Origin of the sequence: Aureibaculum luteum, from assembly GCF_003449015.1 — a bacterium.
Lineage (GTDB): Bacteria > Bacteroidota > Bacteroidia > Flavobacteriales > Flavobacteriaceae > Aureibaculum > Aureibaculum luteum.
Window position 1 is genome coordinate 540,386 of record NZ_QRGD01000003.1, and the last position, 13,874, is coordinate 554,259.

General features: G+C 31.3%; 12 protein-coding genes. 11 read left to right on the forward strand and 1 reads right to left on the reverse strand.

Annotation, left to right across the window (positions count from 1 at the left end; all coding sequences use genetic code 11):
• Positions 1-141: 141 nt before the first annotated feature.
• On the reverse strand, positions 142-1,848 hold the full coding sequence (ggt, locus tag D3P13_RS10580; protein WP_117882127.1) for a gamma-glutamyltransferase: 1,707 nt from the start codon (positions 1,846-1,848) through the stop codon (positions 142-144).
• 132 nt (positions 1,849-1,980) lie between these two features.
• Between ggt and D3P13_RS10585 the strand changes: the two genes are divergently transcribed.
• The 11 genes from D3P13_RS10585 (at position 1,981) to D3P13_RS10635 (ending at position 13,872) form a co-directional block, all read left to right on the forward strand.
• A complete protein-coding gene (locus D3P13_RS10585; protein WP_117882129.1) occupies positions 1,981-2,220 on the forward strand; it encodes a DUF1059 domain-containing protein in 240 nt (79 codons plus the stop codon).
• A 110-nt stretch (positions 2,221-2,330) separates the two neighbouring features.
• Positions 2,331-3,302, forward strand: coding sequence for a transporter (locus D3P13_RS10590; RefSeq protein ID WP_117882131.1), 972 nt, complete (start codon positions 2,331-2,333; stop codon positions 3,300-3,302).
• Between the two features lie 5 nt (positions 3,303-3,307).
• Entirely contained in the window at positions 3,308-4,405 is a 1,098-nt protein-coding gene (locus tag D3P13_RS10595; protein WP_117882133.1) for a DUF3179 domain-containing protein, read from the forward strand.
• 249 nt (positions 4,406-4,654) lie between these two features.
• The gene (gene rplM, locus D3P13_RS10600; protein WP_117882135.1) at positions 4,655-5,110 is read left to right on the forward strand and encodes a 50S ribosomal protein L13; all 456 of its coding nucleotides are present in this window, start codon (positions 4,655-4,657) and stop codon (positions 5,108-5,110) included.
• On the forward strand, positions 5,110-5,496 hold the full coding sequence (gene rpsI / locus D3P13_RS10605; protein ID WP_117882137.1) for a 30S ribosomal protein S9: 387 nt from the start codon (positions 5,110-5,112) through the stop codon (positions 5,494-5,496). Before rplM ends, rpsI begins: the two co-directional genes overlap by 1 nt.
• A 110-nt stretch (positions 5,497-5,606) precedes the next feature.
• Positions 5,607-6,392, forward strand: a complete 786-nt coding sequence (gene rpsB / locus D3P13_RS10610) for a 30S ribosomal protein S2 (protein WP_117882139.1) — start codon at positions 5,607-5,609, stop codon at positions 6,390-6,392.
• Between the two features lie 69 nt (positions 6,393-6,461).
• Positions 6,462-7,427 carry a translation elongation factor Ts gene (gene tsf, locus D3P13_RS10615; protein WP_117882141.1) on the forward strand — a complete coding sequence of 322 codons (966 nt, stop codon included), beginning with the start codon at positions 6,462-6,464 and terminating at the stop codon, positions 7,425-7,427.
• Positions 7,428-7,557: 130 nt separating this feature from the next.
• Entirely contained in the window at positions 7,558-8,271 is a 714-nt protein-coding gene (gene pyrH, locus D3P13_RS10620) for a UMP kinase (RefSeq protein WP_117882143.1), read from the forward strand.
• Between the two features lie 12 nt (positions 8,272-8,283).
• Entirely contained in the window at positions 8,284-8,838 is a 555-nt protein-coding gene (gene frr, locus D3P13_RS10625; protein ID WP_117882145.1) for a ribosome recycling factor, read from the forward strand.
• Positions 8,839-8,965: 127 nt separating this feature from the next.
• The gene (locus D3P13_RS10630) at positions 8,966-11,434 is read left to right on the forward strand and encodes a DUF5686 and carboxypeptidase-like regulatory domain-containing protein (protein ID WP_157972894.1); all 2,469 of its coding nucleotides are present in this window, start codon (positions 8,966-8,968) and stop codon (positions 11,432-11,434) included.
• A gap of 44 nt (positions 11,435-11,478) precedes the next feature.
• Positions 11,479-13,872: an efflux RND transporter permease subunit gene (locus tag D3P13_RS10635; protein WP_117882149.1), complete on the forward strand. Its 2,394-nt coding sequence runs from the start codon at positions 11,479-11,481 to the stop codon at positions 13,870-13,872.
• Positions 13,873-13,874: the final 2 nt, after the last annotated feature.

The following is a 13,874-nucleotide window of genomic DNA, read 5'->3' on the forward strand; positions in this document are numbered from 1 at the left end:
CTAATTATTTAAAAAAAATACCATGGCAAAATCACAAGATTCAAAGAAAAATGTAAAAAAAGAACCTCTTTTAAGTGCAAAAGAAAAGAAGCAAGCAAAAAGAGATAAAAAAAATAAAAGAGAATAGGTTAATCTATTCAATTAGTAACCAACGGCTCTCGAATCAAAACTTCTAGAGTCAGCGGCACCATAAACGTTACTGTTTTTATGATCTATGGTTATACCCATGGCTTGCCCTTGCATATTTCTAAAGTACACTTCATGCCCCAGTGCCTCATATAATTTTTGGGTATCTGGTGAAATACCAAATTTTTCAAAAGAAGTTTTATTCGGAAACCATTGATGATGAATTCTCGGTGATTCTATTGCTTGAGCAATATTCATATCATAATCAATTACATTTAAAATAACTTGTAAAACGGTGTTAATAATGGTTCTTCCTCCAGGACTACCAATAACAATTACAGGTTTACCATTCTTAGCAACAATAGAAGGTGTCATACTCGATAACATTCTTTTTTCAGGCTGCACTAAATTTGGCTTAGTACCAATTAAGCCTTTGGAATTTGTATAACCAGGAATAGGGTTGAAGTCTCCCATTTCATTATTTAATAAAAAGCCCGCACCTGCTACAACATATTTATTACCATAACTATTCTCTAATGTATATGTCATAGAAACGGCATTACCTTGTTTATCAACCACAGAAATATGCGTAGTTTCAGGACTTTCAGGTACTAAATGTTTTGCATTAAAATGTGCGGAGTCACTTAATGAAGCCGTCTGTAAGTCAATACTAGATCTTAAATTATTAGCATGCTCTTTTGACAACAACTTATCGATTGGCAAATCAGGATTAAAATCTGAATCTCCTACAAACTCAGCTCTATCAGAAAAAGCTCTTCGCATCGCCTCTGTTATCACATGCAGAGAAGCTGCTGAGTTATGACCCATTTCTCTCAAATTGTAACCCTCCAATATATTCAACATTTCAATCAAAGCAATTCCTCCAGAACTTGGTGGTGGCATACCTACAATTTCATATCCTCTATAGGTTCCCAAAACAGGTGTTAATTCCTGTGCTTGGTATTTAGCTAAATCTTTTTTTGTAATAATCCCTCCGTTTTTCTTCATGAAATCGGCAATTAATTCTGCCGTTTTACCTTTATAAAAACCATCTGCTCCTTTTTTCTGAATTCTTTTTAAAGTCTCTGCTAATTCTGGTTGTCTAAAAATTTCACCAGGTTTATAAAGTGTATTATCGGCTTTTAAAAATGCTTTAGCTGTTGACGGGTATTTAGATTTATTTTTTGCAATAAAATGAACAAACCATTCATTACGATAACTTGCCGGATACCCCTCTTCAGCCAATTTAACGGCAGGAGCCACTAAATCTGACCATGGTAATTTTCCCATTTTTTGATGAGCCAAATATAAACCAGCAACTGTACCTGGTACTCCCGTCGCTAACAACCCATCATGATTTGAATTATTTTTTATTTTTCCATCTTTTCCTAAAAACATAGATTCTGATGCGGCTAATGGAGCTTTTTCCCTAAAATTATACGTTGTTTTTTTACCGTCATCTCCATAATAAACTAAAAATCCACCACCGCCAATATTACCCGCAGATGGCAAGGTTACTGCCAAAGCAAAAGCTGTTGCTACAGTAGCATCAATGGCATTTCCACCTTTTTTAAGAATATCACTACCAACTTCAGATGCTAAATAATGACTAGTAACAACCATTCCGTTTTCCGCTGGAGCAGGTGTTTTTCCACTTTGGGCAAAAATTGGACTAGAAATAAATAATAAACCAAATACAATTTTTTTTAAGAAGATATTCATGGAAGTTAGATTTGTAGGTAAATAACAAACCTAACCAAAATATAGGTAATATGCAATAGAAGTGCTCAAAGCATAACACTTGTTATCATTCATCTAAAAAGTTGTAAATTGAAAAGTAAAATTTCTCAACAAATGAAAACAATGACTTGTAAACAATTAGGTGGTGCTTGCGAAAAAGAGTTTAATGCGAATACATTTGATGAAATTGGTGAATTGAGTAAGGTTCATGCTATGGAAATGTTTCAACGTGGAGATAAACCTCATTTAAAAGCAATGAATGAAATGAGCGAATTAATGAAATCGCCTAATGCAATGAATGCTTGGTTTAACAAGAAGAGAAAAGAATTTGATACACTTCAGGATGAGCAATAAGAAAAGCTAAACCTTTTAGCATTTAAATCAAAACGATAATTACAATAGCGGAATAAATTAATACATTATAAAAGTAAGGAACTGGTTTTTATGTCGTCTCTTTAAAGAACATGAAACTAAAAACGTTCATTTTATTTTTATCACTGTTTAATACGTCAATAATCATTGCTCAAACGTGTTGCTCTGGAGGGATTCCCCTTTCAAATAATTTAGGTTTAGCTACTTTAGAAAAAGGTAGTTTACAAATTGGCTTACATTATGATTATAATAATTTAAATACGCTCAATAGCGGTACACAAAAACTAAATGACGATTCAAGACTACGCATAACACATAGTGTACTATTAAACACCGGCTATTCATTAACAAACAATCTATCCATTGAAGGGCTTTTTACATGGGTAAATCAACGAAGAAAAATAACACAATTTGGGAATGAAAATTTAGATCAAACTTCAGGTATTGGAGATGCAGTTTTATTATTGAAATATAATTTTAAAAACATTTTAGGAAAAAATAGCACTATTAATCTTGGTACAGGAGCTAAACTACCCATTGGCTCTTCAACCAAAACAAACAATCAAGGCATTACGTTTAACGCCGATTTACAACCTGGAAGCAACGCTTGGGATATTCTTTATTGGTTTGCAACTTCTAAAAATTTTGATTTTAGACCTTCATTTACCATATCAACACGGTTTGTTTATAGAAGTACAGGTACTAACAAAAGTTACTTCGGTGATAGTACTTATAAATTTGGTAACGAAGTGCAGTCATATTTACAGTTTTCAGATGAATTTCTATTTCTAAAAACATTAATCTCACCAAGTATATCGATAAAATATAGAAGTGCAAGTCAAGATAAAATTAGTGGTTTTAACCTAGAAAATACTGGTGGAAAATGGATATCTGTTATTCCTAGTTTTTTAATTAATGTAAGTCAAAATTTAGCTTTTTCTACCAAGGCAGAAATTCCCATTTATGGTAACGTTGACGGAACACAACTAACTCCAACATTTAGATTGACAACAGGCTTTTTATATAAAATTCCTCGAAAAAAAAATAATCTAATCTTAAATTAAATATTATGAAGAATAAATTTCTATTCACTTTTTTAATTTTAGCAATACTTATGTCATGCACTAATAACAATGACGACATTCCTGATCAAATTACTGATAATAATAATAATAATAATAATGATACCATAACAAATAACAATGAAGATTCAGCATCTTGGCTAATTCCTATTAAAGAAGTTAAAGACGGTGGTCCTGGAAAAGATGGTATCCCATCGATAGATAATCCTAAATTTGTTGATGCTTCTACCGCAGATTTTTTAAATTTTAACGATCTGGTTATTGGTATTATAGATGGTGATGAGATTAAAGCATATCCTCATTTAATTTTAGATTGGCATGAAATAGTAAATGATGAAATTAATCAAAAATTTGTGTCCATCTCATATTGTCCATTAACAGGAACTGCATTTGGGTGGAGAAGTAATTCAGGTGGCAAAAAATCTACTTTTGGTGTTTCGGGACTATTATACAATACTAATTTAATTTTATATGACCGAAATACAAATAGTAATTGGTCTCAATTAAAATTGCAATGTGTAAATGGCCCACTTATTAAGAGTAAGCCAAGTGTGGTCAGTGTGGTTGAAACAAATTGGGGCACTTGGAAAAAACTATACCCAAATACAAAAGTGATGACTTTAGAGACAGGCTTCGATAGAGATTATGAATTTTATCCTTATGGTGACTATAAAACAAATCAGAATTTATTCCTTTTTACTGCCACCCCATCAAATAATGCTTTACCAAATAAGGAAAGGGTGTTTACTATTATAGATGGCAATGAAGCAAAGGTTTATCAATTTAATAAATTTAACAATGGTAATGTAATTAAAGATGTTTTTGGTGGTATAAATTATCTTGTTGTTGGTAACGGTAGTATTATCAACGCTTTTGAACTCACATTAGAATATAGGAATTTAAATTTCGAATACGCTTTTAATGATTCCGAAATCTTTTTTAAGGATAATGAAAATAATAAATGGTCCATTTTCGGAGAGGCTCTTGAGGGTCCAAGAAAGGGACAACAATTAAATAAGCCAAAATCTGTGGTTAGTTTTTGGTTTGCTATTGCCGCTTTTTATCCTGATCCCAAAATTTTTTAAAAAATTACTGTACAATTTTAAAACTTAACGTTTCCATAATTTAAAACAATCTTTATTTCCTTTAAAATAGCTTCACCTTTAACGTAAAATGGTTATGTTTTATACAGCACAAAAAATATAATTGCCCCTAAATAATTGCCCTAAAAATATATCTAATACACTGTTTGTTATGTAAATAAATAGTAGTATCTTTGCAAACCCTTTTTCAAGGGAAAAACAATATATTATTAATAGACAAAAACTAATCGTGTGAACACATTAAGTTACAAAACAGTTTCAGCTAACAGAACCACTGTAAAAAAGGAGTGGGTTTTGGTTGATGCGGACGGACAAACATTGGGTCGTTTAGCTTCTAAAGTAGCAATGCTTATAAGAGGTAAGTACAAACCCAACTACACACCCCACGTTGATTGTGGTGATAACGTAGTAATTATTAACGCAGAAAAAATTATCTTATCAGGAAAGAAGTGGACGGAAAAATCTTATATCCGTCATACAGGTTATCCTGGAGGTCAAAGATCGCTTACTGCAACAGAGTTGTTTAAAAAAGATCCAACTCGTTTAGTAGAAAAAGCAGTAAAAGGAATGCTACCAAAAAACAAATTAGGTAGTGCTTTATTTAGAAATTTAAATGTTTTTGTAGGTACTGAGCACAACAAAGAAGCTCAAAAACCAAAGACTATTAACCTTAACGATCTTAGATAATGGATATAGTACATAAAATAGGTAGAAGAAAAACGGCAGTTGCCCGTGCTTATGTTTCTAAAGGAAAAGGAAACATTATCATAAACAATAGAGAATTAAACAATTATTTTACTACAGGAACTTTACAATATAAAGTATTGCAACCATTGACATTAACTGATAATGACAAGAATTACGATATTAAAGTTAATGTATTTGGTGGTGGAGTTACAGGTCAAGCTGAAGCAATTCGTTTAGCCATAACTAGAGCCTTAGTTTCTATCGATCCTGATTATAGAACGATTCTTAAACCAGAAGGGTTACTAACAAGAGATCCAAGAATGGTAGAGCGTAAAAAATTCGGTCAGAAAAAAGCCCGTAAAAAATTCCAATTCTCTAAACGTTAATCATATTTTTATTAATTATAAACAGTTTAAGTTTAGCACCCAAATAATTAAGACTCATGTAACATGGCTACTTAGTTATTGCTAAATAAGGAACGTAAACAAAAAACAAAATGAACATTCAAATTCAAGAGTTATTAGATGCAGGTGTACACTTCGGTCACTTGACAAGAAAATGGAATCCAAACATGGCTCCGTATATTTATACAGAGCGTAATGGAGTACATATTATCGATTTGTATAAAACTTCAGCTAAAATTGAAGAATCTGGGATTGCTTTAGAAAAAATAGCAGCTTCTGGTAGAAAAATTTTATTTGTAGCTACTAAAAAACAAGCTAAAGATATCGTTGCTGAGAAAGCGGCAAGCGTTAACATGCCTTACATTACTGAAAGATGGCCAGGCGGAATGCTTACCAATTTTGTAACTATTCGTAAAGCAGTTAAAAAAATGGCTCAAATTGATAGAATGAAACTAGATGGTAGTTTCAATGCTTTATCGAAAAGAGAAAAATTACAGATTGATCGTCAAAGAGCTAAATTAGAAAAGAATTTAGGTTCTATTTCTGATATGACGCGTTTACCAGGTGCTTTATTTGTAATTGATACTAGAAGAGAACATATTGCTATTGCTGAAGCTCAAAAATTGAATATTCCAATTTTTGCTATGGTTGATACAAATTCAGACCCTAGACCAATTGATTTTGTAATTCCTTCAAATGATGATGCTTCAAAATCTATCAATAAGATTTTGTCTTACACAACTGAAGCTATTGCTAAAGGTTTAGCAGAAAGAAAATCTGATAAAGATTCAAGCAAAGATGATGCCCCTAAAATTTCTAAAAAAGTAGAAAAAGCAAAGGCAAAAACTGAAGAAGTAATCGTAGAAGAGAAAAAATAAATTATTGTATAACCTAAAATTAATGATTTTAGTTCTACTGAATTCATTAATAGATTAAACATAAAAACTATGGCAAAAATTACAGCCGCAGAAGTAAATAAATTAAGAAAAGCTACCGGTGCTGGTATGATGGATTGTAAAAATGCATTAGTAGAAGCAGAAGGTGACTTTGATAAAGCGATTGACGTTTTACGTAAAAAAGGTCAAAAAGTTGCTGAAAAAAGATCTGATAGAGATTCTTCAGAAGGTGCTGCAGTTTCTAAAATCAATGATTCTAACACCGCCGGTGTTGCTATTGTTTTAGGATGTGAAACTGACTTTGTTGGTAAAAACGAAAATTTCTTAGCTTTAGCAAATAGCTTTGCTGAGAAAGCAATCAACTTTAATACTAAAGAAGACTTTTTGGCTTCTGACTTTGATGGAATGACAGTTGCCGATAAATTAGTTGAACAAACTGGTGTTATTGGTGAAAAATTAGAACTTACTGCTTTTGAAAAATTAGAAGCACCTTATGTAGGTACTTACGTGCATATTAATAAAATTGCAGCCTTAGTTGGTCTTTCATCTAAAGTAGACAATGCTGAAACTTTAGTAAAAGATGTTGCAATGCAAGTTGCTTCTATGGGAGCATCAACATTATCTTTTAAAGATTTTGATGCAGATTTCGTAGCCTCTGAAACGGAAGCTAGAATTGCTGTGATTGAAAAAGATAATATTGAATTAGCTCGTTTAGGTAAAACGCTTAAAAACGTACCTCAGTTCATTTCTATGGCTCAATTATCGCCTGAAGTGTTAGCTAATGCCGAAGAAGCTGCTAAAGCAGAACTTAAAGCTGATGGTAAACCAGAAAAAATTTGGGATAAAATTCTTCCAGGTAAAATGGAACGTTTTATATCAGATAACACAACATTAGACCAAGAGAAATGTTTATTGGATCAAAACTTTATTAAAGATGAGAAGATAAACGTTGCTAAATATGTAACGTCTTATGGAGATGTTTCTATTACAGACTTTAAACGTGTTTCTGTAGGATAAGCTTTAATTAAATTTTTCGCTCATTAAAAAGTGGAAAAATAATTTTCTTAAAAATAATTTCAAAAACCTCGTCAAATGACGAGGTTTTTTTATTTTTGAAATGCTTATATTTGTCAAACTTTCATAACAAATGCAATACAAAAGAATTCTATTAAAACTAAGTGGAGAAGCCCTAATGGGTGATCAAAATTACGGCATAGACCAAACCAGATTGAAGCAATATGCTTTAGAAATTAAAAAAGTAGTTGAAAGCGGTGTTGAAGTTGCTATAGTTATTGGCGGCGGAAATATTTTTAGAGGCCTATCAACTGAAGGTAGTAACATTGATAGAGTTCAGGCCGATTATATGGGTATGTTAGCTACTGTAATTAATGGTTTAGCCTTACAAAGTGCCCTTGAAGATGCTGAAGTTCAAACCCGCTTATTAACAGCAATAAAAATGGAACAAATTGCAGAACCTTATATTAAAAGAAGAGCTGTAAGGCATTTAGAAAAAGGCAGGGTAGTAATTTTTGGTAGTGGAACAGGTAACCCTTTTTTTACTACCGATACGGCTGCAGTATTAAGAGCTATAGAAATTGATTCTGATGTAATCTTAAAAGGGACACGAGTAGATGGAATTTATACGTCTGATCCTGAAAAGAACATTAATGCTGTTAAGTTTGAAAATATTACGTTTAAAGATGTAATGAATAAAGGCTTAAAAGTTATGGACATGACAGCCTTTACATTAAGTGAAGAAAATAAATTACCTATTATTATATTTGATATGAATAAAGAAGGCAATTTGATGAAATTACTCTCTGGAGAAAATATTGGAACAAAAGTTGATATAGAAATTTAGAATTATTTTATTATGAACGAAGAATTACAATTTATAATAGATACTGCTAAAGAACAAATGGATAATGCAGTAGAACATTTGATTAAAGAATTGGCAAATATAAGGGCTGGTAAAGCATCCCCTGCCATGTTAAGAGGTGTAATGGTTGATTACTACGGCACCAAGACCCCATTAAGTCAAGTAGCAAATGTTAATACACCTGATGCAAGAACACTAAGTGTTCAGCCCTGGGAAAAAAATATGTTGCAAGAAATTGAAAGAGGTATAATGTTTGCCAATTTAGGACTTAATCCTATGAATAATGGTGATTATATTATCATTAATGTTCCGGCTTTAACAGAAGAACGTCGTAAAAATCTTGCAAAACAAGCTAAATCTGAAACTGAAAATGACAAAATTAGCATAAGAAATGCCAGAAGAGATGCTAATCACGATATAAAAAAGTTGGATGTTTCCGAAGATTTACAAAAAATTGGTGAAGAAGAAATTCAAGTACTTACGAATAAATATATCAAAACTATAGATGATTTATTTGATATAAAAGAGAAAGAAATTATGACAATATAATTACATTTCAATAGTAATTTTATGTCAAAAGCATCGTGTAAACAGATGCTTTTTTTATTTTAATATTATAATGTACCCTATTAAGCGACTTAGTGTCTTTTTATTCTTTCTTGTTCCTTTTTTAGGAATGGGACAAACTAATATTTCTGGTATTATTAAGGATCGTAAATCCAAAACCCCTCTTCCATTTGCTACCGTAATTACCAACACTGGTATTGGTACCATAACGGATACAGAAGGCCGGTTTAATATCTCATCAAAAAACATCTTTTCTGCACTTACAATTACCTATGTAGGTTACAATAAACAGAATGTTATAGTACCAAAACAAAATAATTTTATAACTATATTATTAGACGCAAGTTCTGAAAACTTAGGTGAAGTATTAATTGTTGCAAAGGAGAATCCTGCCTTAGCAATTATTAGAAATACGATAAAGAATAGAGATAAAAATAATATTTCAAAGGCCTTACAAACATTTAAATACAAGCTTTACAATAAATTACTCGTTACTGCTAATCCTGATTCAATCAGTGGAACAATTGATTCCGTTTTTGTTAAAAAAAATGACAGCCTAGTTTTTGTTGCACTAGACTCTGCCAATTACAACTTTAAAAAACAAATCAACAGACATCATTTATACATAACGGAAAAAGTTGCCGAACACACATTTCAAAGAGGTAAAAACAAAAAAGAAACTATTTTTGCCACACGCATGGCAGGGTTTAAAACCCCTATTTACGAATTTTTAGCATTAGATATTGAGAGCTTCTCGTTCTATGACGAAGTTTACACACTGTTAGGCAATAATTACATAAACCCTTTGGCTAAAAATGCCTTAAAAAAATACAATTATAAAATACTTGACACTATATATAATGAGCAAGGAGCTTCTTATATGATTCATTACAAACCCAAACATAATAAGGATGTTGCAGGTTTAGAAGGTCTCTTGTACATTCATGAAAAGAGTTTTGCTCTCGAAAAAGGGATTGCTGAGTTAAAAGGTATTGTAGCAGTGCAAGCTGTTCAAAATTTCACATACAAAAATGAAGAAAACATCTGGTTTCCTGACGAAACAACTATTAGTATTCGAAAAGGTAAGAATAAAGAAGATGTCTCAATTTTTGGCGAAGTTATAAAATTCTCTGAAAATGAAACACAAAACGACTCAATTGTAAATCCAAGGGAAAAAGATTTTACCGATGCTACGTATTTAATATCAAAAAGTAAAATATACGATATAACTATTAATGAACCTATACGCGTAATTAACTCTGCTTCCTCAATAGAAATTGATGATTATGCTGCAGACAGAAATGAAGATTTTTGGAATACATACAGAACCGATTCTATAACCTCACGTGGTTTGGAGGCTTATAAAGTTTTAGATAGTCTATCAGAGTCGGAAGGTGCTGAAAAAAAACTAAACATTGCCAGAAAAGTATTAAAAGGCTATTACCCGACAAAATATTTTGATTTAGATTTAAGTAAAATGATTAATTTCAATAATTATGAAGGCTTTAGGTTTGGTTTAGGAGGTGTTACAAACCCCACATTCTCAAAGATATTTCAACTAGAAACTAATGCTGCTTACGGATTTAAGGATAAAACAATAAAGTATCATGTTGGTGCAGCTATAAGGCTTAGTAAGACTAATAATAGCTGGATTGGTGCTGGCTATACGGATGACTTGCAAGAAGCGGCTAAACTAGACTTCCTTTTTGAGGAAACATCATTTGCATTAATCAATCCTAGAAATTTAAATATAGGTCAGTTTTTTAATTATAAAACTTTTAATATCAATTTTAAACATGATATTCTACCCAATTTAGAAACAAAACTAGAAATGAGTCGTGGTAGCTATAACCCTAAGTTTAACTATCAATTTATAACAAATAATTTAGTCTATTCTGAATATAATTTAACAACAGCAACTGCTGCCCTAAAATGGACTCCATTCAGTAGATATTTAAATACACCGGAAGGAAAATTTACTATTAAAAATGGTTTTCCAAAAATTACGGTGCAGTTTGCAAAAACTTTTAATGATTTTTTAGGTGGCAATTTAGAATTTAACCAACTTAAATTAAAATATGAACACGATATAAAGTTCTTAAACAAGAGCTCTACAAATTTTTTAATACAAGGAGGGTATACTTTTGGAGATGCTCCCTTAACCCATTTATACAATGCTACACCTAATTATTCTTTTGCAAACCCTTGGCGTAAACGTATTAATTTCTCAGGTACAAACGCATTTGAAACTATGGCATTTAACGAATTTATTTCAGACAGATATGTTTCCATTCAAGGGCGATATAATTTTGATAGATTTGAAATAACTAAAAAGTTTAGACCAAGTTTAAGCTTAATTTCTAGATTTGCTATCGGATCCATAGAAAGTGCTAGTGAGCACTATGGTGTTTCATTTAAAAAAATGAATAAAGGTTATATGGAATCAGGAATAGTTTTAAACCATTTATTTAAAGGTTTTGGCGTAAGTTCCTTTTACCGGTATGGCCAATATAGCAATGCTAAATTCTCAGATAATTTAGCCGTAAAACTAACTTATGTGCTTAGTCTAGGGTTTTAGCTTATTTTAGTACCTTTGCAGCATTATAAATAGACAACTTTTTAATGAATTTTTGGACATACATTGCACGTATAATTATTAAAGGAAGGATTCCTATATTAATAATTCTAGCCTTTATTACTTATTTATTAGCAACGCAAATGAAATACATGCGTTTTTCGCATAGTGAAGCTAATTTACTACCTAAAAACCATGAAGTAAATCTAGAATACAATAAGTTTTTAAAAATCTTTGGTGAAGAGGGCAACTTAATAATACTTGCCGCACAAGATTCCACAATATATACTGCTAAAAAGTTTAATAATTGGAACAAACTCTCCAAACATTTAGATACTTTACCACAAATAGATTTTACGGTTTCAATTGGAGACATTAAGAAACTTTATAAGGATACCGAAAATGAAAGGTTTGATTTTACTCCAATTTATAATCATCCTCCAAAAACGGACAAGGAAGTTGATTCCATAAAAACAGACCTATTTGAAAATCTTCCTTTTTACGATAATTTCCTATTTAATAAAAAAACAGGAACGATAAGAACCATTATCTATATTAAAAAGGACATTGTAAATACTATTGAACGTAAAAGATTTATTCTAGAGGTTTTAAATCCTACCATCGCAAAGTTTGAAAAAGATAATAATATTGATGTAAAAGTTTCTGGTATGCCATATATCAGAACCATGAATTCTAAAAGTATTACCGATGAGATTGGTATTTTTGTAGTACTCGCATTATTGGTCACATCAATTATTTTCTTTTTCTTTTTCAGATCACATAGAGCTACTTTAATTACCATGATAGTAGTAAGTGTTGGGGTGATTTGGGCTTTTGGCTTTATTGGTTTATTTGGCTATGAAATCACGGTATTAACAGCATTAATTCCACCATTAATAATTGTAATTGGTGTGCCCAACTGTATATTTCTTATAAATAAATATCAGCAAGAAATCAAAGAACACGGAAATCAAGCAAAATCATTGCAACGTGTAATTTCTAAAGTTGGTAATGCCACTTTAATGACCAATGTTACTACAGCATCAGGGTTTGCTACTTTTATTTTTACAAAAAGTCAATTATTAAACGAATTTGGTATCATTGCATCAGTTAACATCCTTGCTATATTTATACTGTCACTATTGATAATTCCAATTATTTATAGTTTTTTACATAAACCACAAGACAAACATTTAAGGCACCTTGAAAAACGTTGGATTGATACAATTGTAAGTTGGATGGAGCGTACTGTACGTCATAAACGTATTGCGGTTTACATCTCTACAGTGGTTGTAATTGTTTTCAGTATTATCGGTGTTTACATGATAAAAGTTTCAGGTAGTTTAATAGAAGACATGCCTAAAGGAAAAGATTTCTTTAAGGATATTGTCTTTTTCGAAAACGAATTTGGGGGAATAATGCCTTTAGAAATAATTATTGACACCAAACGCAAAAAAGGTGTAATGAAACTTTCCACTTTAAAAAGGATGGACAAGCTCGTTGAAATTATTGATGAAATTCCTGAACTTTCACCAACAGTTTCGGTATTGAATATAGTAAAGTACTCTAAGCAAGCTTATTATAACGGAAATCCTAAGTACTATCAATTACCTACATCGCAAGAACAAAATTTTATATTATCCTACACTAAAAATTCAGATACAAATTCAGATTTGCTCAGTAATTTTGTTGATTCAACTGGTCAATACGCTCGTATTACCACCTTCATGAAAGATATTGGAACGGACAAAATGGAACGTATTGAAGAACGACTGCAGGCTAGAATTGACAAAGTTTTGCCAGCGAAAAACTATAATGTAACCTTAACAGGTAAATCATTAGTGTTTTTAAAAGGAACTAATTATTTGATTAAAAATTTAGTGATTTCATTGTCTCTTGCAATTTTTCTAATTTCCTTGTTTATGGCATGGATGTTTAGATCATTTAAAATGATACTGATTTCATTATTACCAAATATTTTGCCTCTTTTGGTTACAGCCGGGCTTATGGGCTATTTAGGTGTCCCCATAAAACCATCAACTATTTTGGTATTTAGTATTGCTTTTGGTATTTCCGTTGATGACACCATTCACTTTTTAGCTAAATACAGACAAGAATTGCAAGTCAACAACTGGAAGGTGAAAATTTCTGTATATAATGCATTAAGAGAAACAGGTGTAAGTATGTTCTATACTTCCATTGTATTATTTTTCGGATTTTTAGTCTTTACGGTTTCTAGTTTTGGTGGTACAATAGCTTTAGGAGGATTGGTATCCGTTACTTTATTATTTGCTATGGTATCCAATTTATTGCTACTTCCATCTTTATTATTATCCCTAGAAAGAAAAATAGCAAATAAAAATGTATTAAAAAAACCGCCAATTCAAATATTAACAGAAACGGAAGCTGAACTAAAGGAAGAAACTCAAGATAAAAATTAAAT